At 59.3% G+C, this 23,377-nt stretch carries 21 protein-coding genes; all 21 read left to right on the top strand.

Annotation, left to right across the window (positions count from 1 at the left end; all coding sequences use genetic code 11):
- The first annotated feature begins 4 nt into the window (after window positions 1-4).
- The 21 genes from flgJ to HX868_RS22700 all read left to right on the top strand — a co-directional run bounded on the left by flgJ (window position 5) and on the right by HX868_RS22700 (window position 23,263).
- A complete protein-coding gene (gene flgJ, locus HX868_RS22800; protein WP_061449189.1) occupies window positions 5-1,276 on the top strand; it encodes a flagellar assembly peptidoglycan hydrolase FlgJ in 1,272 nt (423 codons plus the stop codon).
- 10 nt (window positions 1,277-1,286) lie between these two features.
- Window positions 1,287-3,341, top strand: coding sequence for a flagellar hook-associated protein FlgK (gene flgK / locus HX868_RS22795; RefSeq protein ID WP_177004441.1), 2,055 nt, complete (start codon window positions 1,287-1,289; stop codon window positions 3,339-3,341).
- 14 nt (window positions 3,342-3,355) lie between these two features.
- The gene (locus HX868_RS22790) at window positions 3,356-4,951 is read left to right on the top strand and encodes a flagellar hook-associated protein 3 (RefSeq protein WP_177004440.1); all 1,596 of its coding nucleotides are present in this window, start codon (window positions 3,356-3,358) and stop codon (window positions 4,949-4,951) included.
- Between the two features lie 275 nt (window positions 4,952-5,226).
- A complete protein-coding gene (locus HX868_RS22785; RefSeq protein ID WP_010208730.1) occupies window positions 5,227-6,156 on the top strand; it encodes a ketoacyl-ACP synthase III in 930 nt (309 codons plus the stop codon).
- 265 nt (window positions 6,157-6,421) lie between these two features.
- The gene (locus HX868_RS22780; protein WP_016975629.1) at window positions 6,422-7,855 is read left to right on the top strand and encodes a flagellin N-terminal helical domain-containing protein; all 1,434 of its coding nucleotides are present in this window, start codon (window positions 6,422-6,424) and stop codon (window positions 7,853-7,855) included.
- 74 nt (window positions 7,856-7,929) lie between these two features.
- Window positions 7,930-8,286 (top strand): flagellar protein FlaG, encoded by a 357-nt coding sequence (locus HX868_RS22775; RefSeq protein ID WP_177004439.1) that lies wholly within the window; start codon window positions 7,930-7,932, stop codon window positions 8,284-8,286.
- Window positions 8,287-8,367: 81 nt separating this feature from the next.
- Window positions 8,368-9,759: a flagellar filament capping protein FliD gene (gene fliD / locus HX868_RS22770; protein WP_016975631.1), complete on the top strand. Its 1,392-nt coding sequence runs from the start codon at window positions 8,368-8,370 to the stop codon at window positions 9,757-9,759.
- Between the two features lie 137 nt (window positions 9,760-9,896).
- Entirely contained in the window at window positions 9,897-10,286 is a 390-nt protein-coding gene (gene fliS, locus HX868_RS22765; protein WP_016975632.1) for a flagellar export chaperone FliS, read from the top strand.
- Between the two features lie 24 nt (window positions 10,287-10,310).
- Window positions 10,311-10,607, top strand: coding sequence for a flagellar protein FliT (fliT, locus tag HX868_RS22760; RefSeq protein WP_177004438.1), 297 nt, complete (start codon window positions 10,311-10,313; stop codon window positions 10,605-10,607).
- A gap of 168 nt (window positions 10,608-10,775) precedes the next feature.
- The gene (locus HX868_RS22755; RefSeq protein WP_016975634.1) at window positions 10,776-12,251 is read left to right on the top strand and encodes a sigma-54 dependent transcriptional regulator; all 1,476 of its coding nucleotides are present in this window, start codon (window positions 10,776-10,778) and stop codon (window positions 12,249-12,251) included.
- Between the two features lie 110 nt (window positions 12,252-12,361).
- Window positions 12,362-13,573: a sensor histidine kinase gene (locus HX868_RS22750; RefSeq protein WP_095017636.1), complete on the top strand. Its 1,212-nt coding sequence runs from the start codon at window positions 12,362-12,364 to the stop codon at window positions 13,571-13,573.
- Between the two features lie 7 nt (window positions 13,574-13,580).
- Complete coding sequence (locus tag HX868_RS22745) at window positions 13,581-14,957, top strand: sigma-54-dependent transcriptional regulator (protein WP_177004437.1); 1,377 nt, start codon at window positions 13,581-13,583, stop codon at window positions 14,955-14,957.
- Between the two features lie 132 nt (window positions 14,958-15,089).
- Window positions 15,090-15,419 (top strand): flagellar hook-basal body complex protein FliE, encoded by a 330-nt coding sequence (gene fliE / locus HX868_RS22740; protein WP_015885194.1) that lies wholly within the window; start codon window positions 15,090-15,092, stop codon window positions 15,417-15,419.
- A gap of 16 nt (window positions 15,420-15,435) precedes the next feature.
- Entirely contained in the window at window positions 15,436-17,214 is a 1,779-nt protein-coding gene (fliF, locus tag HX868_RS22735) for a flagellar basal-body MS-ring/collar protein FliF (protein ID WP_016975637.1), read from the top strand.
- Entirely contained in the window at window positions 17,207-18,226 is a 1,020-nt protein-coding gene (gene fliG, locus HX868_RS22730) for a flagellar motor switch protein FliG (protein WP_010208743.1), read from the top strand. The genes fliF and fliG overlap by 8 nt, the downstream gene beginning before the upstream one ends.
- 10 nt (window positions 18,227-18,236) lie before the next feature.
- Complete coding sequence (gene fliH, locus HX868_RS22725; RefSeq protein WP_177004436.1) at window positions 18,237-19,001, top strand: flagellar assembly protein FliH; 765 nt, start codon at window positions 18,237-18,239, stop codon at window positions 18,999-19,001.
- Window positions 18,991-20,349: a flagellar protein export ATPase FliI gene (gene fliI / locus HX868_RS22720; RefSeq protein ID WP_038847746.1), complete on the top strand. Its 1,359-nt coding sequence runs from the start codon at window positions 18,991-18,993 to the stop codon at window positions 20,347-20,349. Before fliH ends, fliI begins: the two co-directional genes overlap by 11 nt.
- Window positions 20,350-20,352: 3 nt before the next feature.
- Entirely contained in the window at window positions 20,353-20,802 is a 450-nt protein-coding gene (fliJ, locus tag HX868_RS22715) for a flagellar export protein FliJ (protein ID WP_016975640.1), read from the top strand.
- A gap of 65 nt (window positions 20,803-20,867) precedes the next feature.
- On the top strand, window positions 20,868-21,173 hold the full coding sequence (locus HX868_RS22710; protein ID WP_016975641.1) for an STAS domain-containing protein: 306 nt from the start codon (window positions 20,868-20,870) through the stop codon (window positions 21,171-21,173).
- Window positions 21,170-22,888, top strand: coding sequence for an ATP-binding SpoIIE family protein phosphatase (locus HX868_RS22705; RefSeq protein ID WP_177004435.1), 1,719 nt, complete (start codon window positions 21,170-21,172; stop codon window positions 22,886-22,888). Before HX868_RS22710 ends, HX868_RS22705 begins: the two co-directional genes overlap by 4 nt.
- A gap of 30 nt (window positions 22,889-22,918) precedes the next feature.
- Window positions 22,919-23,263, top strand: a complete 345-nt coding sequence (locus tag HX868_RS22700) for an Hpt domain-containing protein (protein ID WP_028617322.1) — start codon at window positions 22,919-22,921, stop codon at window positions 23,261-23,263.
- Window positions 23,264-23,377 lie beyond the last annotated feature (114 nt).

The following is a 23,377-nucleotide window of genomic DNA, read 5'->3' as shown; positions in this document are numbered from 1 at the left end:
GGCCATGGCCATGGATATGCGCAAGAGCGGGATCAGCAGCACGGCGGACTCGGGGTCCTACTCCGACTTGAACCGGCTTAACCAGCTCAAGGTCGGTGCCGACAAGAACAGCGAAGGCAACATGCGCAAGGTGGCGCAGGAGTTCGAATCGTTGTTCCTGAGCGAGATGCTCAAGTCCATGCGTTCGGCCACCGAGGCGTTGGGCAAGGACAACCCGATGAACACGCCGGCCGCCAAGCAGTACCAGGAAATGTACGACCAGCAGCTCGCAGTCTCGATGTCCCGCGAAGGCGGTGGTATCGGCTTGGCCGACGTGCTGATGCGCCAGATGCAGAAGAACAAACCAGTGGAGGCCCAGGCCGCCACCTTGCAAGGCCCGGCGGCGGCTGAGCCTGTGAAGAAAGTTGATGTGCCGACAGAAATTGCCGCAGGCACCCAGGCTGATGGGCCTTTGGGCCGCTCCAATGGCCAGCGTCCGCTGTGGGCTTACCGCGTGGCTGAGCCACAGGCGGGTGCCCCGTCGGCCCATAGCAATGACATGGAATTGATGAACCAGCGGCGCATCGCCTTGCCGAGCAAGCTGACTGATCGCCTGCTTGCCGGCATTGTGCCGAGCACCCAGGTGACCGGCGAAGCCAAGGCCGCGCCACTGCGTAACAGCGCCGCTGACGACAATGTCGTCAACAGTGCGGCGCGTACTTTCGCCGTGCCTAGCGGGCGCATGCAGGTCTACGGCCGCGCCGTGGCCCAGCCACCGTTGGCGCCGGCGAAGAAAGCCTTCAGTTCGCAGGATGAGTTTGTCGCCACCATGTTGCCGATGGCCAAGGCCGCCGCCGCCCGTATTGGTGTCGATCCGAAGTACCTGGTGGCCCAGGCCGCCCTGGAAACCGGCTGGGGTAAATCGGTGATGCGCGCCGAAGACGGCAGCAGCAGCCACAACCTGTTCGGCATCAAGGCCGGCCAGAGTTGGCAGGGCGGCCAAGCTCGCGCGATCACCAGTGAGTTCCGTGATGGGGCGATGGTCAAGGAAACGGCGCAGTTTCGTTCCTACGATTCTTACCAGGACAGCTTCCATGACCTGGTGACGTTGCTGCAAAGCAATGATCGCTATAAAGAAGTTGTGAAGTCGGCCGACAACCCGGAACAGTTTGTTCGCGAGTTGCAAAAAGCCGGTTACGCCACCGATCCGGCCTATGCCAGCAAGATTTCGCAGATCGCCAAAACGATGGACAGTTACCAGAATTACGCTGCCGCTGGCGCAACCACACATTTATAAGGTCTGAACCATGAGTTTGCTCAGTATCGGGATGTCGGGGCTCAACGCCTCTCAAGGATCGTTGTCGGTCTTGAGTAACAACATTGCCAACGTGAATACCCCAGGGTATTCGCGCCAGCAGACCACTCAGAACGCGAGTGCGGTGAACCAGTTTGGCGGCGTGTTCATCGGCAGCGGCACTACCCTGTCCGATGTGCGTCGGGTGTATAACGAGTTCCTCGATACGGCTTACCAGAACAGCACTGCGCTCAACAGCGATGCCAAGGCGTACCTGGATCAGGTCAGTGCCGTCGACAAGACCTTGTCGGACAAGACCACCGGCATGTCGGCGGTACTCAGCGCGTTCTTCGCTGCCGCGCAGACTGCTTCTGCCAACCCGAGTGACAGCTCGGCCCGTCAGCTCTTTCTCACCAGTGCGCAAACACTGAGTAATCGTTTCAACTCGATCTCCAACCAGTTAGGTCAGCAGAAAGAGACGATCAACAGCCAATTGACATCGATGAGCGATCAGGTCAACAAGCTGACGTCGTCGATTGCCTCCCTTAACAAACAGATCTCCCAGGCACAGGGTTCGTCGAATTCGGCCCCGGCCAATCTGCTGGATGCGCGTGCCGAGGCGGTGCGTTCGCTGAATGAACTGGTCGGCGTGACCGCCACGGAAAAGAACGGTGTATTCAGTGTCAGCACCGGTTCCGGCCAGTCGTTGGTGCTGGGTGATCAGTCCAACACCATCTCCGCAGTGCCGAGCAAGAACGACACCAGCCAGTTCACCATCCAGCTCAACGTGGGCGGCGGTGAATCGCTCGACCTGGGCGACGTGATCAGCGGCGGCAGCATCGGCGGTCTGTTGCGCTATCGCAGTGACGTCCTGATGCCAGCCATCAATGACCTGGGGCGTCTTGCCATCGTCACCGCAGACACCATCAACAAGCAGTTGGGCCAGGGCCTGGACCTCAACGGCCAGTTTGGCGCCTCGCTGTTCAAGGACATCAACAGCGCCGTCGCCATTGCCCAGCGCAGCCAGGCGTCGGCTGGCAATAGTGCTGGCTCCGGCAACCTGAACGTGACGATCAAGGACAGCAGCAAGCTGACCAACTTCGATTACAAAGTCACCTTCAGCGACAGCGCCAACCCGAACAACGTCACCGTGGTGCGTTCCGATGGCAAGGCCATGGGCACGTTCAATATCAACGCCACCCCACCTGCAGTGATCGATGGCTTTACCCTGGCACTCGACGGCAAGGGCCCGATGGCCACGGGTGACAGCTTCAAAGTCAGCCCGACCGCCAACGGTGCCAAAGACATCGGCACGGTGCTCACTGACCCGAGCAAGATTGCGTTTGCTGCGCCATTGCTGGGCGAAGCCAGCAAGACCAATTCGGGCACCGGTACCTTCACGCCGCCTACCCTGACCCTGCCCGTGGACATCTACGGTGGTGCCAATTCCGCTCAATTGCGTACGGGTATCGAGCATTCGATGCCGGTGAAGATGGTGTTCGGCAAACCGGCCGCCGATGGTACTCAGTCGTATACGGTCAATGATGCGCAGGGTAACCCGATCGGCACCGGCAGCATCGTCCCGGGGCAGGCCAATAAAATTACGATCAACGTCCCTATGCGCGATGCCAACGGTGCGCTGGTGACGCCGGCCAAAAGTTTCAGCTTCGACACTACAGTGGGCGGCTCGCCGGCTGGCGGTGATAGCACCACCTTTTCCTTCAACGCCTCCGGCAAGTCCGACAACCGCAACGCCCAGGAACTGCTCAACCTGCAGACCAAGGCGACTGTTGGTACGGCTGCGGATGGCAGTGGCGGTACCAGTCTGGTGGGGGCCAACAGCAAGTTGGTATCGACCGTGGGCGGCAAAGCCGCTTCGGCAGCTTCCGACAGCACGGCGACCAACGCGCTGCTGACCGCCAACAAAAATGCGCGTAATTCAGTCTCTCAGGTCAACCTGGATGAAGAGGCGGGCGACATGATCAGATTCCAGCAGTACTACACCGCGTCGTCGCAGATCATCAAAGCTGCGCAAGAAACCTTCAGCACACTGATCAATGCCCTTTAAAGGAGTCTGGGACGATGCGTATTTCTACACAGCAGTTTTACGAAGTCAGTGCAAATCAGTATCAAAATAACTATTCCAGTGTGGTGAAGGCCCAGGATCAAGCGAGTTCCGGTGTGCGGGTGCAAACTGCGGGCGATGATCCTGTTGCCGCTGCCCGACTGCTTTTGTTGCAACAACAGAAAGATATGCTGGGGCAGTTCAACGGCAACATTAATAGTTTGAAGAACTCCCTTACGAACGAAGAAAGCGTGCTGGATAGTGTCAACACCGCGCTGCAGAAAGCCAGCGAGCTGGCGCTGCGTGCCGGTAACGTTGGCATCAGTGACGACGATCGCAAGTCAATTGCCAGCGAAGTGGGGGCGCTTGAAGACCAGATACTCGGCCTGCTCAACTCCAAGGATGCCAATGGCAAGTACATGTTCTCGGGAAGTAAGACAGAGACCCCTCCCTATTCCCGTAACAACGATGGCACCTACACTTATCAAGGCGATGAGACCCCGCTGAGCCTGCAGATTTCGAATAGCCTTACGATGTCAGCTGGAGACACCGGCAAATCTCTGCTTGAAGGTTCTCCCAACACGGGGCGAACCCAGGCAACGCGGATCCTGGTACCACCTGCTGTGGATGACGGCAAGGTAGCAATTTCCTCTGGCCTGATTACGTCCGGCACTACCTACAGTAAGAGCTTTGCCGACGGCCAGCCCTATAAGCTGACATTCAGCAGCAGCACCCAATACAGCGTAACCGACAAAGACGGTAACGACATCACGTCGGAAATTCCTGGCAATGGTACCTTTGATGCAACGAAGGAGGGCGCGTCCAGTGTCAATCTGCGAGGTGTGAAGTTCGATATCAGCTTGAACCTGGGCAAGGATGTGGCACCGGGTGCTCCGACTGATGCGGCGGTTGCCGGCAAGTCTTTCAGTCTCAGTACGAAGCCGGATGTATTCAGTGTGTCGCGTACCGCCAGCAACCCGACATCTGCGCAAATGAGTGGAGGCAAGGTGACGGACCCTGCGGCTTACGCCAGCACCTTCCCCAACTCGGGCGCCATGATCAAGTTCGGCGCAGGCGGCACTTATGATGTGTTTGCGCAACCTTACACGCCGGACAGCAAGTCAATTGCTAGCGGCACCCTGGCAGCTGGCGCGACCTCGATCACTGTGGCTGGCGTTACTTTTGATGTGACCGCCACGCCGCCGCCAGGGCCGGGTGATCAATTTGCGGTTGGGGCCACGAGTACCAAGAACGAGAATGTGCTGGATACCCTGAGTCAATTGCGCAAAACCTTGCAGGCGCCAACGGACGGAAATCTTGTTGCGCAAAACAAGCTTAAGGATGTGGTGGCCAAGACCATTGGCAACCTGAACAACGCCAAGACTCAGATTGATCAGGTGCGCGGCTCTATCGGTGCTCGTCAGAACGCTTTGGATATACAGGCAGAGGAGAACGCGAGCTTGGGTTTGGCTAATTCGCAGACGATGAGCTCGCTGGCCAATATCGATATCGGTGAGGCTGCCATCAACCTGACGTTGCAGCAAACCATGCTGCAGGCTTCGCAGCTGGCCTTTGTTAAAATTGCCCAGTTGAGCCTGTTCAACAAGATGTAATCGGCGCCACCCCAAGCGGCCCGCCCTGGAAACAGAGCGGGCCGTTGTCGTTTCCGGGATTTAATTGTTTGAAGGTTTTGCACAAAGCACACACAATTGAGTGACCTGTGAGTCATAAAGCGCATCTTCACTGTATCGTGTGAAAAGGATAAGTCGTCACAGGGTCCTTGCGAGGCGGCTTTCAGCGAGATTTTTATGGGGTTATCCCCTTTATTGTCAGCACTCCGGGCGTGGCCCAGGGGTGTTCTCCAGCTATTTAGTATTGGGAAGCCACAATGATTGGCATAAAAAGCATCGCCAGTTACGTGCCGGCAGACGGGATCGATAACTACGCCCAGGGTGCCAAATTCGCCAAGGATGAAGAGTTCATCATTGGCAAGATCGGGTCGGCGTTCCTGCCGCGCAAGGAAGCGGCGCAGGAAACCTCCGATCTGTGTGTCGAGGCGGTCAACGCTTTGTTTGCCAACAACCCGGATTTGAAGCGCGAGTCGATTGACGCGCTGATCGTCGTCACCCAGAACGGCGATGAAGAGGGCTTGCCGCACACGGCTGCCATCGTCCAGGACAAACTCGGCTTGCCGACCCACGTCGCTGCGTTCGATATTTCCCTGGGCTGCTCCGGCTACGTCTACGGCATCTACGCGATGAAGGGCTTCATGGAAGCCGCCGGCCTGAAAAACGGCCTGCTGATCACTGCCGATCCGTACTCCAAGATTGTCGACCCGGAAGACCGCAACACCACCATGCTGTTCGGCGATGCCGCTACGGCTACCTGGATGGGCGAAGACGCGCCGTGGTTGCTGGGCAAGTCCAAGTTCGGCACCGACGGTTCCGGCGCGCCGCACCTGAAGGTCAGCGATGGCGTGTTCTTCATGAATGGCCGTCAGGTATTCAACTTCGCCTTGCTCAAGGTGCCGGCGCATTTGCACGAGCTGCTCAATGAGTCGGATCTCAAGGCCGACGAGATCGACGCGTTCTGCATCCACCAGGGCAGTGCGGCGATTGTCGACGCCGTGGCGCGACGCTTTGAAGATGCACCGGTGGACAAGTTCATCAAGGACATGGTCGAGACCGGCAACACCGTGTCGTCGAGCATTCCGCTGTTGCTGGAAAAGCACGTGATGGACGCCACCTGGAAACGCGTGGCCATCAGCGGGTTTGGTGTGGGCTTGTCTTGGGGGTCGGCGATTCTCTATCGTCCTTGATGCCTTGATAGTCTCAATAAAAAACGCCGAGGCTCGAGAGAGCTTCGGCGTTTTTTATTTGGCGCCTGAAAACCCAATGAAAACGGGGTTTCGGACCCGCGTAAACCCTTGAATTGCAAGGAGTGGCACGGCGCCAGTAAAAAAATCAAAAAAAATCCTCAAGCAACCGGCTACCACGACGATAACTATTACGTAGGTTCTCTAGGCCACACCCGGCGGATGCCAGGGCCGGAAGCCGCAGTATCCATCCAACGAGGATTTCGTCATGGCTTTAACAGTAAATACCAACCTTGCATCGTTGACCGTTCAGAACAACCTGAACAAGGCTTCCGGCTCCCTGCAAACCTCCATGCAGCGCCTGTCCTCCGGCCTGCGTATCAACAGCGCCAAGGACGATGCGGCCGGCCTGCAAATCTCCAACCGTCTGACCAGCCAAATCAACGGCCTGGGCACTGCCATCAAGAACGCCGGTGACGGTATCTCCATCGCGCAAACTGCTGAAGGCGCGATGCAGGAATCCACCAACATTCTGCAAAAAATGCGTACCCTGGCACTGCAATCCGCCAACGGCTCGCCAAGCGAAGACGACCGTAAGTCGAACAACGCCGAATACGCTGCACTGACTGCAGAACTGACCCGTATTTCCACTACTACCACTTTCGGTGGTCGTAACCTGCTGGACGGTTCTTTCGGTACTACCGCTTTCCAAGTAGGCGCCAACGCCAACCAGACTATCAACATGACTCTGGGTGACGTGTCGGCCAAGGCCATTGGTTCGCAACAACTCAAAACTGCTGCCATCAAAGCAGGTACTGGCTTTACTCCAGACACCCTGACCCTGACCGGTAGCGGCGCTGCTCCTACTGTTGCTGTGACTGCGGCTGACACTGCCGGCTCCCTGGCTTCCAAGATCAACGCTGCGGGCGTAAGTGGCCTGGCTGCAACTGCCAGCACTGAAGCTCAGTTCACTTTCAACTCCGCGACTGTCAACGCTACTGCACCGGCCAACTTCAGCCTGACTATCGGTGGCGCCACTGTTAAGTTCGTGGGTGTAACCGACGCTTCCAGCATGGCAGAACAGTTGAAGTCCAACGCTGCCAAACTGGGTATCAGCGTTAACTACGACGCCAAGCTGGGTAACCTTTCGATCAAGTCCGACACCGGTGAAAACATCACTGTAGGCGGTTCTAACGCTGCTGCGGCAGGCATTAGCATCAACACCAAGGGTGGCGACGGTGCCTATGTTGGTGCCAACGCTACCGCTCTGGCTGACAACCTGGTTGCTGTAGGTGCTATTTCCCTGAACTCCAGCAGCAGCTACTCCGTTGCAGGTGCTGCCGGCGCTACTGCCCTGTTCGGTGCTACCTCTATCAGCTCGCAGAAAACCGCTGTTTCCGACACTAACGTGCTGACTTCCACCAGCGCTCAGAACGCTGTCGACGTGATCTCCCAGGCGATCTCGAACATCGACTCCCAGCGTGCTGACCTCGGTGCGGTCCAAAACCGTTTTGACAGCACTGTTGCGAACCTGCGCAGCATCTCGGACAACTCCACTGCAGCTCGTGGCGTGATCCAGGACGTTGACTTCGCATCTGAAACAGCTCAGCTGACCAAGCAGCAAACCCTGCAGCAGGCGTCCACTGCGATCCTGTCGCAAGCTAACCAGCTGCCGTCTGCCGTACTGAAGCTGCTTCAGTAACAGCGATGCTTGATGACTGACGGAAGGGCGCGTTTACGTGCCCTTTTGTCTTTTTCGTGATGAGGAGATTGGACATGGACATGAGCGTCAAGTTGAACCTGTCTTATCCAGCGCCGGCACCACAGAGTGTGCCTGCACCCGTAAACACAGTCGCTGACCAAGTTGACACTAAGCCGGACGCCAAGATCCAGCCTGCGATTGAGCCCAAGCGTGCTGATCTGGAAAAAGCGGTCTCGGATATCCGAGAATTTATTCAGGCTACCCAGCGCACACTCGATTTTTCCATTGATGATTCGACCCACCAGGTAGTGGTCAAGGTCATTGCTACCGAGAGTGGTGAAGTGATTCGCCAGATCCCTTCGGAAACAGCTTTGAAACTCGCTCAAAGCCTTCACGATGCCAGCAGTCTGCTGTTTGACGCGAAGGCCTGAAGTGGCATGAATTTTGTTGCTGGTGCTGTTCGAGACGTAGTCCGTCAATAAAGCATCAGCCTTTGAATTAGGAGAAAGACGATGGCAGGTCCAACGATTAGCGGCCCGGGTTCGCATATCGATACCCAGGCAATTGTGAAATCTCTGGTGGACGCTGAAAAAGCGCCCAAGCAAACAGCGATCAACAACCAGACGCTGAAAGCTACCACCCAGCTATCGTCGATCGGGAAAATTCAGGCGGCCCTGGATGCTTTCCGTGGCGCCATTGACAATATGTCGAAGAACACCAGTTTCAGTGGTTTGTCGGCAACATCCTCAGATGAGAAAGTCTCCACGGTCACCATGGGGACTGGCGCGTCTTCGGGGAGCTACTCGCTGATCGTTACCCAGTTGGCCACGGCCTCGAAGGTATCTACGGCAAACTTCAAGGGCGGCGCCAACACGGTTGTCAACAGCGGTACAGCCCCTACCACGCTGACGATCACTCAGTCCGGAAAAGACTACGATCTTAATATTCCGGCGGGTTCGACATTGCAGCAGGTACGTGACTCCCTGAATACTCAGTTTGCTTCTGCAGGCTTGAGTGCAAACATTTTGACTGACTCCAATGGCTCTCGCTTGGTTGTTACTTCAACGACCACTGGTAAGGGGACGGACCTGACCCTTTCGGGCAACTCCGGCCTGGATGTGGGGGCGACCGTGGTGGGTAATCCTCCGCAAAACGCCAAGTACACCCTCGACGGGAGTGAGCAAGAGTCCACAAATAATACGCTGGCTGACGCAATTAGTGGCGTTACGATCAAGTTGTTGGCTGAGTCGCCAAAGACGACGGGTACGCCGCCTGTGCCGATTGCAAGCACTATCTCTGTGGCGGCCAGTAACGCCACCTTGAAGTCATCGGTGAAAGGTTTTGTCGACACCTACAACGCACTGATGAAGGCGATCAACACCGAAACCGTTGCCACAAAGAACCCTGATAATTCCATTACCGCCGCAGCGCTTACCGGGGATGCTCAGGTTCGCTCATTGGTGACGTCGGTTCGTAACGAGTTGAACGCGTTATCGGGAACTGGGGCGCTTAAATCTCTTGCGTCTTTCGGTATTTCCACCGATCAGAAAACCGGTTTGCTGTCGATCGATGATAAGAAGTGGGACGCTGCACTGAAGACCAACTCGACGGACATTAACAGTGTTTTCAGTGGTGATAATGGTTTGTTGGCGCGCATGACGAAGGCGACGGCCAGCTTCGCTCAAAGCAACACGGGCGTATTTGCGAAACGATCCTCGAGTCTGAGTGACAGTCTCACTGATTTGAAAAAACAGCAGGATGCCTTGGATCAGCGTATTGCCGGCCTGCAAACCAGCCTGACTGCGAAGTACACGGCAATGGACGGCCTGGTCGCACAGCTGAATGCCCAGAAAGACAGTGTTCTGGGGACTCTCAACGCATTGAACAATGCCAAGAACAACTGATTCCACTGCGTTGCCTGGCGCGCCGAGCCGGGGTGCCGGGTATCTCCCTTGGCGGTTCGGGTTAAAGTTTTTTGCGACACAGTCGACATATTAATCAGAGCCTTCTTATTTAGCTGTGCCGGTTACGAGGTAGAAACATGAATCCCATGAGAGCCCTTCGCCAATATCAGAAGGTCAATTCCCATGCTCAAGTCTCCGAGGCGAGTCCCCATCGCTTGGTACAGATGCTGATGGAGGGGGCGTTGGATCGTATGGCCCAGGCCAAAGGCGCTATGGCCCGTGGCGATATCGCACAGAAGGGGCTGCTGCTGGGTAAGGCGGTGGATATTCTTGTCGGTTTGCGCGACGGTCTGAATCCAGAAAAAACCGATGATCCTGCAGCGTTGCAGCAATTGGATAATTTATACGCTTACATGAGCACGCGTTTAATGGAAGCGAACCGTCAAAACGACGTTGCGATGATCGATGAAGTCGCCGGGCTGATGATTACGTTGAAGGAAGGCTGGGACGGGATTGCAACACTGTAGGCCAATTGGCCTGAGGATGATGTCATGAGTCATGCACTGCAAAAGATCGACGAAACCCGTGATGCCTTGGTTGGCGCGCTGGCTGAGCGTAACTGGGATGCCATTGGTGAGCTGGATTTGGGGTGTCGTGCGGTGATTGATCAAGTGCTCTGCGAAGCGCCGGTGGACGAAGACGTACTGCGCCAAAAGCTGGAGAGCCTGCTTGCTGTCTATGAGCGTTTGCTGGAAGTGACGAAGGGCGAACGCCAGGCGATTTTCGAAGAGATGTCGCAGATCAACCAAGCGAAAAATGCGTCAAAGGTTTACCATCTGTTCGGCTGAACTGGCTCAGTTAATCCGAACGCGCGTCATAAATTTGACTGCGCGCGATTTTTTGACTTAACTAGTGCTGTTTTCAGAATTCAGACGGCTGTTGGCAGAAAAAGCCTACAGCCATCTAGATTGCCCCGACTCGAGGGCATTTGAGTTAACTAGGGAAGTTGCTATTGCATGTGGCGTGAAACCAAAATTCTGCTGATTGATGACGATAGCGTCCGCCGCCGCGATTTAGCGGTGATTTTGAATTTTCTTGGCGAAGAAAATCTGCCCTGCGGCAGCCATGATTGGCAGCAGGCGGTCAGCTCATTGTCATCGAGCCGTGAAGTCATTTGTGTGCTGATCGGGACGGTAAACGCTCCTGGCGCTGTTTTGGGCCTGTTAAAGACACTGTCAACCTGGGATGAGTTCCTTCCCGTGTTGCTGATGGGCGATATTTCTTCCGTCGACCTGCCCGAAGACCAGCGCCGCCGGGTGCTTTCCACCCTGGAAATGCCCCCCAGCTACAGCAAATTGCTCGATTCCCTGCACCGCGCCCAGGTTTATCGCGAGATGTACGACCAGGCCCGCGAGCGCGGCCGTCACCGCGAACCCAACCTGTTCCGCAGCCTGGTCGGCACCAGCCGCGCCATCCAGCACGTACGCCAGATGATGCAGCAAGTGGCCGACACCGACGCCAGCGTGCTGATCCTCGGCGAGTCCGGCACCGGCAAGGAAGTGGTCGCGCGCAACCTGCACTATCACTCCAAGCGCCGCGACGGGCCATTTGTGCCGGTCAACTGCGGGGCGATCCCGGCAGAACTGCTTGAAAGCGAACTGTTCGGCCACGAGAAGGGCGCCTTTACCGGGGCGATCACCAGCCGTGCCGGGCGTTTCGAGTTGGCCAACGGCGGCACGCTGTTCCTCGATGAAATCGGCGACATGCCGCTGCCGATGCAGGTCAAGCTGCTGCGCGTGTTGCAGGAACGTACCTTCGAGCGCGTGGGCAGCAACAAGACCCAGAGCGTCGACGTGCGCATCATCGCAGCCACCCACAAGAACCTCGAAAGCATGATCGAGGTCGGCAGCTTCCGCGAAGACCTGTACTACCGCCTCAACGTATTCCCGATCGAGATGGCCCCGCTGCGCGAGCGCGTGGAAGACATCCCGCTGCTGATGAACGAACTGATCTCGCGCATGGAACACGAAAAGCGTGGTTCGATCCGTTTCAACTCTGCCGCGATCATGTCCCTGTGCCGCCACGGCTGGCCGGGCAACGTCCGCGAGTTGGCCAACCTGGTGGAGCGCATGGCGATCATGCATCCCTACGGCGTGATCGGCGTGGTCGAGCTGCCGAAGAAATTCCGCTACGTCGACGACGAAGACGAGCAACTGGTCGACAGCCTGCGCAGCGACATGGAAGAACGCGTTGCCATCAACGGTCATGCCCCTGACTTCAGCAACACCGCGATGCTGCCGCCCGAAGGCCTGGACCTGAAGGACTACCTCGGCAACCTGGAACAAGGCCTGATCCAACAGGCCCTGGACGACGCCAACGGCATCGTCGCCCGTGCCGCCGAGCGCTTGCGCATCCGTCGGACCACCCTGGTGGAGAAGATGCGCAAGTACGGCATGAGCCGCAAAGAAGGTGATGAACAGGCGGATGATTGACGCCTGTTTTTCAACTGACTGAAAACTAAGCCTATTTTTTTAGGCACGGGTATTGCTACAACCCTCGCAACGTTCCGTTTAACTGACGGTCAGCCAAGCGAGAGAGCATGATGCCCCACGCCGCCCAACATTCTTCCAGTCCTGCCATTGCGGGGCTGGCTCCCTCTGTAGAACAGCAAAGCCGCCAGGGCCTGGAACAGGCCTTTTCGCTGTTCAACCAGATGTCCAGCCAATTGACCGATTCCTACAGCCTGCTCGAAGCCCGGGTTTCCGAGCTTAAAGGTGAACTGGCGGTGGTCAGTGCCCAGCGCATGGAAGAGTTGGCCGAGAAAGAACGCTTGGCCAACCGTCTGCAAAACCTGCTGTCGCTGCTGCCCGGCGGGGTGATCGTCATCGACGAAGAAGGCCGTGTGCGCGAAGCCAACCCGGCTGCCTGCGACATGCTTGGCCTGCCGCTGGAAGGCGAGCTGTGGCGGCATGTCATCACCCGCTGCTTTGCGCCGCGTGAAGATGACGGTCACGAAATTTCCTTGAAAGACGGCCGCCGCTTGTCCATTGCTACCCGTTCCCTGGACGCGGAGCCCGGCCAGTTGGTGCTGCTCAATGACCTGACTGAAACCCGTCACTTGCAAGACCAGTTGGCGCGCCATGAGCGTTTGTCGTCCCTGGGGCGCATGGTCGCTTCTTTGGCGCATCAGATCCGCACGCCGCTGTCGGCTGCCTTGATCTACGCCAGTCATTTGACTGATGAGCAATTGCCCGCCGCCACCCACCAGCGATTTGCCGGTCGTCTCAAGGAGCGCCTGCATGAGTTGGAGCACCAGGTGCGCGACATGCTGGTGTTTGCCCGTGGCGAGTTACCGCTCACCGACCGCATCAAACCAGCCGAGCTGATGCAGGCCCTGCAAGCGGCGGCCGCTACCCATATTCAGGATGTCCAGGTGCGTTGGCAGTGCGACAGCCACCTCGGTGAGCTGCTGTGCAACCGCGACACGCTGGTGGGCTCGCTGCTCAACCTGATCGAAAACGCCACCCAGGCCAGCGGCCCCGGTGCGCGACTCAAGGTGCACCTGTACAGCCGCGAGCAAAACCTGCGGCTGTGTATCAGCGACAGTGGCAGTGGCATCGAGCCCGCCGTGTTGCAGCGCCTGGGCGAACCGTTTTTCACCACCAAGACCAACGGTACCGGCCTGGGCCTGACCGTGGTCAAGGCAGTGGCACGTGCCCATCAGGGAGAATTGCAACTGCATTCCCGTGTCGGGCGTGGCACCTGTGCATTGATGACCTTGCCGCTGTTTTCCAGCGCGGCAAGCGCGGAGTAGAAAGGATATGGCTATCAAGGTTCTGTTGGTGGAAGACGATCGCGCCCTGCGTGAAGCATTGGCTGACACGCTGCTGTTGGCGGGCCATGACTATCGGGCGGTCGGGTCTGCCGAGGACGCCTTGGAGGCGGTGGAGCAGGAGGCCTTCAGCCTGGTGGTCAGCGACGTCAACATGCCCGGCATGGACGGCCACCAGTTGCTCGGCCTGCTGCGTGCGCGTCAGCCGCAGTTGCCGGTGTTGCTGATGACCGCCCACGGTGCGGTCGAGCGTGCGGTCGACGCCATGCGCCAGGGAGCGGCGGATTACCTGGTCAAACCCTTCGAACCTAAAGCCTTGATCGAACTCGTCGCGCGGCATGCCTTCGGCGTGATCCCGGCCAGTGACGGCGAAGGCCCGATTGCCTTCGAGCCAGCCAGCGCACAATTGCTGGAACTGGCGGCCCGCGTGGCGCGTAGCGATTCCACTGTGTTGATTTCCGGCGAGTCCGGCACGGGCAAAGAGGTGCTGGCGCGCTATATCCACCAGCAATCGACCCGCGCCAAGCAGCCGTTTATCGCCATCAACTGCGCGGCGATCCCCGACAACATGCTCGAAGCCACGCTGTTTGGTCATGAAAAGGGCTCCTTCACCGGCGCCATCGCGGCCCAGGCGGGCAAGTTTGAACAAGCCGACGGCGGCACCATCCTGCTCGATGAAATCTCGGAAATGCCCCTGGGCCTGCAAGCCAAGTTGCTGCGGGTGTTGCAGGAGCGTGAGGTGGAGCGTGTCGGCGCGCGCAAGCCGATCCAGTTGGATATCCGCGTGGTTGCCACCACCAACCGCGACCTGGCGGGCGAAGTGGCGGCGGGGCGTTTCCGTGAAGACTTGTTTTACCGGCTTTCGGTATTCCCGCTGGCCTGGCGCCCGTTGCGCGAGCGCCCGGCGGACATCATTCCGCTGGCCGAGCGTCTGCTGAACAACCACGTCAAAAAAATGAAGCACGCCCAGGCGCGCCTGTCGGCCGAGGCTCAGGCCTGCCTGATCGACTACCCGTGGCCGGGTAACGTGCGGGAATTGGACAACGCTATCCAGCGTGCGCTGATCCTGCAGCAGGGCGGGTTGATCCAGCCTCAGGATTTCTGCCTGGCGATGGGCAGCGGTGCTGCGCCGTTGCCGACCCTGGCACCCGCACCCGTGGTGGTCGAAACCGAGACCGCCGGAGCCTTGGGCGACGACCTGCGTCGCCGCGAATTCCAGATGATCATCGACACCCTGCGCGCCGAGCGCGGCCGTCGCAAAGAGGCTGCTGAACGCTTAGGGATAAGCCCGCGCACCCTGCGCTACAAGCTGGCGCAGATGCGCGACGCCGGGATGGATGTGGAAGCGTATCTGTTCGCCACATAACCGGTAACAAGGTCGACAAGGTTTGTCGCCTTTTCTTACGAGTTGATACAGAGCTGGCACCCTTGTTGCTACCTCCCCTAGTAATTGCGGCGTAGCGTCAAAAAACATGCGGGTTGTCGGAGAGAGAAGTTCATGAGCCAGGGTATTGAGTTCAATCGGTTGATGTTGGATATGCGCTCCATGCAAATGGATGCCATGGCTCAACCGAAATCCGTCGCGCCAGCGCCGGAACTGGGCCAAAGCAGCTTCGCCGATATGCTCGGCCAGGCCATCAACAAAGTCAGTGACACCCAGCAAGCCTCCAGCCAGTTGGCCAACGCCTTTGAAATCGGCAAAAGCGGCGTGGACCTCACCGATGTGATGGTCGCCTCGCAAAAGGCCAGCGTTTCCTTTCAGGCCCTGACCCAAGTGCGTAACAAGCTGGTTCAGGCCTACCAAGACATCATGCAGATGCCGGTTTAAGGACGAGATTTAAGTCATGGCAGAAGCAGTCGTGGACAACGCACCCGCCAAGGCAGACGGCAAGCCGCCGCTGTTTGGCCTGTCGTTCCTGGAAAACCTCTCCGAAATGACCATGCTGCGTCAGGTGGGCCTGATGGTCGGCCTGGCAGCGAGCGTGGCGATTGGTTTTGCCGTGGTGTTGTGGTCGCAGCAACCTGATTACCGGCCGCTGTACGGCAGCCTGGCGGGCATGGATTCCAAACAGATCATGGAAACCCTGGCGGCCGCCGACATTGCCTACACCGTGGAGCCCAACTCCGGGGCCCTGCTGGTCAAGGCCGACGACGTGGCCCGTGCGCGTATGAAACTCGCCGCCGCCGGCGTGACCCCGTCCGACAGCAACATCGGTTTTGAGATCCTCGACAAGGACCAGGGCCTGGGCACCAGCCAGTTCATGGAAGCCACCCGCTACCGTCGCGGCCTGGAAGGCGAACTGGCGCGCACTATCTCCAGCTTGAACAACGTCAAGGGTGCCCGCGTGCACCTGGCCATTCCGAAAAGCTCGGTGTTTGTGCGCGATGAGCGCAAGCCAAGTGCCTCGGTATTGGTGGAACTGTTTGCCGGTCGCTCCCTGGAGCCTGGCCAGGTGTTGGCGATCGTCAACCTGGTCGCCACCAGCGTGCCTGAACTGAGCAAATCGCAAATTACCGTGGTGGATCAGAAGGGCAACCTGCTGTCCGACCAGGCGGAAAACTCCGCGCTGACCCAGGCCGGCAAGCAGTTCGACTACAGCCGTCGCGTGGAAAGCATGCTCACCCAGCGTGTGCACAACATCCTGCAACCGGTGCTGGGCAACGACCGCTACAAGGCTGAAGTGTCCGCCGATGTGGACTTCAGCGCCGTCGAGTCGACCTCCGAGCAATTCAACCCGGACCAGCCTGCCTTGCGCAGCGAGCAGTCCACCAGCGAACAACGCACCGCCGCCAATGGCCCGCCGCAAGGTGTGCCGGGCGCCCTGAGCAACCAGCCGCCAGCCCCGGCTTCGGCGCCGCAAACCACCGGTGGCACTGCTGCCAGCGCGGGTGCGATTCAGCCAGGCCAGCCACTGCTGGATGCCAACGGCCAACAGATCATGGACCCGGCCACTGGCCAGCCGATGCTCGCCCCGTACCCGGCGGACAAACGTAACCAGTCCACCAAGAATTTCGAGCTCGACCGTTCCATCAGCCACACCAAGCAGCAACAGGGTCGCGTCAATCGCCTGTCGGTGTCGGTGGTGGTGGATGACCAAGTCAAGGTCAATGCCGCCGATGGCGCCGTTACCCGTGCCCCATGGACCGCCGATGAATTGGCGCGCTTCACTCGCCTGGTGCAGGACGCAGTTGGTTTTGACGCCAGCCGCGGTGACAGCGTCAGCGTGATCAACATGCCGTTCTCCGCCGAGCGTGGCGAAGTGATCGCTGAACCTTCGTTCTACTCGCAGCCGTGGTTCTGGGACATCGTCAAGCAAGTGCTGGGTGTGTTGTTCATCCTGGTGCTGGTGTTCGGCGTGCTGCGTCCGGTGCTCAACAACATCACCGGCAACGGCAAGAAACAGCTGGCCCTGGCCGGTGGCGACGTGGAATTGGGTGGCATGGGCGGCCTCGACGGCGAACTGGCCAACGACCGCGTCAGTCTCGGCGGCCCGCAAAGCATCCTGTTGCCAAGCCCGAGCGAAGGCTATGACGCTCAGCTGAACGCAATCAAGAGTCTGGTGGCAGAAGACCCGGGCCGTGTGGCCCAGGTCGTGAAAGAGTGGATCAACGCAGATGAGTGATAATCGAGCCGCTGTTGCCAAGCTCACCAAGGTCGACAAAGCCGCAGTCCTGCTGCTGTCCCTCGGTGAAACCGACGCCGCCCAAGTGCTGCGCCACATGGGCCCCAAAGAGGTTCAGCGTGTCGGCGTGGCCATGGCGCAGATGCGCAATGTGCACCGCGAGCAAGTCGAGCAGGTGATGAGCGAGTTCGTCGAGATCGTCGGCGACCAGACCAGCCTGGGTGTCGGTTCCGACAGCTACATCCGCAAGATGCTCACCTCGGCCCTGGGCGAAGACAAGGCCAACGGCCTGATCGACCGCATCCTGCTCGGTGGCAACACCAGCGGCCTCGACAGCCTCAAATGGATGGAACCGCGCGCGGTTGCCGACGTGATCCGCTACGAGCACCCGCAGATCCAGGCGATCGTGGTGGCCTACCTCGACCCGGACCAGGCCGGTGAAGTGCTCGGCCACTTCGACCATAAAGTGCGCCTGGACATCATCCTGCGCGTGTCGTCGCTGAACACCGTGCAGCCGGCGGCCCTGAAAGAACTCAACACGATTCTGGAGAAGCAGTTCTCCGGCAACTCGAATGCTTCGCGCACCACCTTGGGCGGTATCAAGCGCGCGGCCGATATCATGAACTTCCTCGACAGTTCGGTCGAAGGCCAGTTGATGGACTCGATCCGCGAGATCGACGACACCCTGTCCGGCCAGATCGAAGACCTCATGTTCGTGTTCAACAACCTCTCCGATGTCGACGACCGTGGCATCCAGGCGTTGCTGCGTGAAGTGTCCTCCGACGTGCTGGTACTGGCCCTCAAGGGCTCGGACGAAAACGTCAAGGAGAAGATCTTCAAGAACATGTCCAAGCGTGCTTCGGAACTGTTGCGCGACGACCTGGAAGCCAAAGGCCCGGTGCGCGTCAGCGACGTGGAAACCGCGCAGAAAGAAATCCTCACCATTGCCCGCCGTATGGCCGAAGCCGGAGAAATCGTTCTCGGCGGGAAGGGCGGCGAAGAAATGATCTAAGGCGCCTCTCATGTCGAACAAAGATGAGGCGCCCAGCGATCTGATTCGCGCGCGGGACGTCGGTGGGTTCGACATCTGGTCGTTGCCCAGCTTCGATCCGCATGTGCCCGAGCCCGAGCCGGAACCGGTTGAAGAGCCACCGGCGGAAATGGAAGAAGTGCCGCTGGAGGAAGTCCAGCCATTGACCCTCGAAGAGTTGGAAGCCATCCGCCAGGAGGCCTACAACGAGGGCTTCGCGGCCGGTGAAAAAGATGGTTTTCGCAGCACCACCCTCAAGGTCCGCCAGGAAGCCGAGGAGGCGCTGAGCGTCAAGTTGGCCAGCCTGGAGCGCTTGATGGGCGGGCTGTTCGACCCCATCGCCGAGCAGGACTCGCAGATCGAAAAAGCCATGGTCGAGCTGGTGCAGCACATTGCCCGCCAGGTGATCCAGCGCGAGCTGGTGCTGGACTCCAGCCATATCGAAAGCGTGATGCGCGAAGCTCTCAAGCTGCTGCCCCTGGGCGTCGGCAATGTACGGTTGTACATCAACCCGCAGGATTTCGAACAGGTCAAAGCCCTGCGCGAGCGCCATGAAGAAACCTGGCGCATCGTCGAGGACGCGTCGCTGCAGCCCGGTGGTTGCCGCGTCGAGACCGAACACAGCCGTATCGATGCTACGGTGGAAACCCGCATCAGCCAGATCATGGCCAAGCTGCTGGACCAGGCCCACGAGCAGGTGTTGAACCCTGCCGAGCCCGACCTGAGCGTGGACCTGGACACTCCCGATGCGCCTTGATCGCACCAGCTTCGCCAAGCGCTTGAGCGGTTACGCCGAAGCTACCGAGTTGCCTGGCCAGCCGATCCTCGAAGGGCGCCTGCTGCGCATGGTCGGCCTGACCCTCGAAGCCGAAGGTCTGCGCGCCGCCATGGGCAGCCGCTGCATGGTGATCAACGACGACAGCTACCACCCGGTGCAGGTCGAAGCCGAAGTGATGGGGTTTTCGGGCAGCAAGATTTTCCTGATGCCCGTGGGCAGCTTGGCGGGCATTGCCCCCGGCGCCCGCGTGGTGCCGTTGGCCGACACCGGCCGCCTGCCGATGGGCATGAGCATGCTCGGTCGTGTACTCGACGGCGCCGGCCGCGCGCTGGATGGCAAGGGCGGCATGAAGGCCGAAGACTGGGTGCCGATGGACGGCCCCACCATCAACCCGCTCAACCGTAACCCCATCAGCGTGCCGCTGGACGTGGGCATTCGCAGCATCAACGGATTATTGACGGTCGGCCGTGGCCAGCGTCTGGGCCTGTTTGCCGGTACCGGCGTGGGTAAGTCGGTACTGCTCGGCATGATGACGCGCTTTACCGAGGCTGACATCATCGTGGTCGGGCTGATCGGCGAACGGGGCCGCGAGGTGAAGGAATTCATCGAGCACAGCCTCGGTGAAGAAGGCCTCAAGCGCTCGGTCGTCGTCGCGTCCCCGGCGGACGATGCACCGCTGATGCGCCTGCGCGCCGCCATGTACTGCACGCGCATCGCCGAATATTTCCGCGACAAGGGCAAGAACGTGCTGTTGCTGATGGACTCGCTCACGCGTTTCGCCCAGGCCCAGCGGGAAATCGCCCTGGCCATCGGTGAACCGCCGGCCACCAAAGGCTATCCGCCGTCGGTGTTCGCTAAGTTGCCCAAGCTGGTGGAGCGCGCCGGTAACGCCGAAGCCGGTGGTGGCTCGATCACTGCGTTCTATACCGTGCTGTCCGAAGGCGATGACCAGCAGGACCCGATTGCCGACTCGGCGCGGGGTGTGCTGGATGGTCACATCGTGCTGTCACGGCGCTTGGCTGAAGAAGGGCATTACCCGGCCATCGACATTGAGGCCTCTATCAGCCGGGTAATGCCGGCGGTAGTGACGCCGGAACACATGATCCGCGCGCAACAATTCAAGCAATTGTGGTCGCGCTATCAACAGAGCCGCGACCTGATCAGCGTCGGCGCCTACGTGGCTGGCGGCGATCGCGACACCGACCTGGCCATCGCCCTGCAACCGCAGTTGGTGACCTACCTGCGCCAAGGCCTCAACGACAAGATCAGCATGGGCGAAAGCGAAGCGCACCTGCAATCGATCTTCGCCCCGGCGCCGGGCGGCTAAACCATGGCCAACAGCCGCGCCGCACGCCTGGCTCCGGTAGTGGACATGGCCGAAAAGGCCGAGAAAACCGCCGTGCAGCGCCTGGGTTACTTCCAGGGGCAAGTCCGTTTGGCCGAAAGCAAGCTGGGCGACCTGGAGCGCTTTCGCGGTGAGTACCAGCAGCAGTGGATCGAGCGCGGCAGCAAAGGCGTGTCGGGCCAATGGCTGATGGGCTACCAGGGCTTTCTCAACCAACTGGAAACCGCCGTCGGCCAGCAGCGCCAAAGCCTGGCCTGGCACCAGAACAACCTCGATAAAGCCCGCGAAAGCTGGCAAGCGGCGTTTGCCCGGGTTGAAGGTTTGCGCAAGCTGGTGCAGCGCTACATCGACGAGGCGCGGGCGCTTGAAGACAAGCGTGAGCAGAAGTTGCTCGACGAACTGTCCCAACGCATGCCGCGCAAAGACGTCTATTGAAAGTTGCCCGCGGCGCCTTCTCCTGCTAAACCTTGTGTCATTGCCAATGACAAGGAAGCAGTCGCATGTCAGTCGAGTCAGAAGTATCCCTGGATGGGAAGAAGTTGACGATCGCCGTCAAGGGGCGGTTTGATTTCGGCAGCCACCAGACGTTTCGCGATGCCTACGAGCGTTTCTACAAAGTGCCCGAGTTGTACGTGGTCGACTTGAAGGACACTACCTACATGGACAGTTCGGCCTTGGGCATGCTCCTGCTCCTGCGTGACCACGCCGGTGGCGACGAGTCGGAGGTCAGGGTGGTCAACAGCAACTCCGACGTGCGCAAGATCCTCGCCATCTCCAACTTCGACAAACTGTTCGACATCAGTTGAGCGCCCTGGCCCCGGTCCTTGAGCCGCTGACGATCCTGATCGCCGAAGACAGCGCCACCGATTTGCTGTTGCTGTCGACCATCGTGCGGCGCCAGGGTCACCAGGTACTCACGGCCACCAATGGCGCTGAGGCGGTCGAGGTGTTTACCCGCGAGCGCCCGCAACTGGTGTTGATGGATGCGCTGATGCCGGTGATGGACGGCTTTGAAGCGGCGCGCCGGATCAAGCAGTTGGCGGGTGAAGAGCTGGTGCCGCTGATTTTTCTCACCTCCCTGCGCGAGAGCGAAGCCCTGGCCCAGTGCCTGGATGCCGGCGGCGATGACTTCCTGCCAAAACCCTACAACCAGCTGATTCTCGCGGCGAAAATCAACGCCATGGACCGCCTGCGCCGGTTGCAGGCCACGGTCCTGCAGCAGCGCGACCTGATCGCCAAGCATCACGACTACCTCCTGCATGAGCAGCGGGTGGCCAAGGCGGTGTTCGATAAGGTCGCGCATTCGGGCTGCATCAATGCCGCGCCGAATATCCGCTACCTGCAATCGCCCTACGCACTGTTCAACGGCGACCTGCTGCTGGCGGCCTATACACCGTCCGGTGACATGCACGTGCTGCTCGGCGACTTCACCGGCCATGGCTTGCCGGCGGCGGTGGGGGCCATGCCCCTGGCGGAAGTCTTCTACGGCATGACCGCCAAGGGCTACGGCCTGGCGCAGACCCTGCGGGAGATGAACGCCAAGCTCAAACGCATCCTGCCGGTGGACATGTTCTGCTGCGCCACCCTGTTGTGCCTGAGCACGCAGCGGCGGGTGGTGGAGGTGTGGAACGGCGGCATGCCGGAAGGCTACGTGCATGAAATCGCCACCGGCAAACGCACGCCGCTGCAATCGCGGCATTTGCCGTTGGGGGTGCTGTCGGCCGAGGCTTTTGATGATCGCACTGAAGTCTGGCCTATGGCCCTGGGTGATCGGGTGTTCCTGTTGTCGGATGGGGTGCTGGATACCGCCGATGCCAACGATCAATTGTTCGGTGCCGAACGCCTACAGCAGGTATTTGCCGCCAATCGCGAGCCTGATCGTTTATTTGAAGAGATCGAACAGGCACTGGCGGCGTTTCGCGGTGAAGTGCGTGATGACGTGAGTATGGTGGAAATCACCTTGCAGTCTGGCCAGCAACTGCGTGCTTCGGGGCCGTTGTATGCGGACAGTGGGCAGTCGTGCCCGTTGGATTGGTCGGTGAGTTTCGAGTTTCGCGCTGAAACCCTGAAACGTTACAACCCGTTGCCCTATCTGCTGCAACTGTTGTTGGAGATCCATGGCCTGCGTGAGCAGAGCGGGGCGCTCTACAGTGTGATGGCCGAGCTGTATTCGAATGCGCTGGAGCATGGCGTGCTGGGGCTGGATTCGCGGCTCAAGCGCGATGCTCAAGGGTTTGCCGACTATTACCGTCAGCGTAATGACCGCCTGGCGCAACTGAACAGTGGGTATATACGGGTGCATGTGCAGGTGGTGCCGGTTGGGGCGGGTGGGAAGATGACCCTGCGCATTGAGGATAGCGGTCCGGGGTTTGATGTGGAGCAGGTGCTGGCGCGGCCGCTGGATATGGACCGTCTGTCTGGCCGGGGTTTGAGCCTGGTACGGCAATTGAGCAGCCATGTAGGCTGGTCGGATGGCGGGCGTAGTGTGCGCGTGGAGTTTTGCTGGGAGGCTCTGGCATAATCCGCCGATTCTTGATCAAGGAGCGAGCAAGTGGTTGATCTACATCTGGACCCGGCGGTGTTGTCGGGGTTGCAGGAAGTCATGGAGGGCGAGTATCCGAAGTTGCTGGATACCTTTCTTGATGATTCCCAGAAGCGTGTCGAGGCGCTGCGCAAGGCTAGGGATGATGCGAAGGCGTTGGGGCGGATTGCGCATAGTTTCAAGGGGAGCAGTGGGAACCTTGGGGCGGTGAGGTTGGCGCAGTTGTGTCAGCGGTTGGAGGTTGAGTCTGTTGAGTCCAATGCGGATTTGGGGGCGTTGGTGGATCAGATTGATCATGAGTTTGCGTTGGTGAAGCCGTTGTATGAGACGGAGCGGCAGCGGTTTCAGATTTGACGATTTGTTGAGTACATATCCGTTGCTGCGGTAACGGCTGCTTATGGTTCCGCTCTTACAGCGGGTCACTTTTGGAAAGGCCCAAAAGTAACCAAAAGGCCTTCGCCCCAACAC

This window comes from Pseudomonas reactans (assembly GCF_013385825.1).
Lineage (GTDB): Bacteria > Pseudomonadota > Gammaproteobacteria > Pseudomonadales > Pseudomonadaceae > Aquipseudomonas > Aquipseudomonas reactans.
Note: the sequence above shows the minus strand (reverse complement) of the source record. Positions and strands in the feature narration are given on the sequence as shown.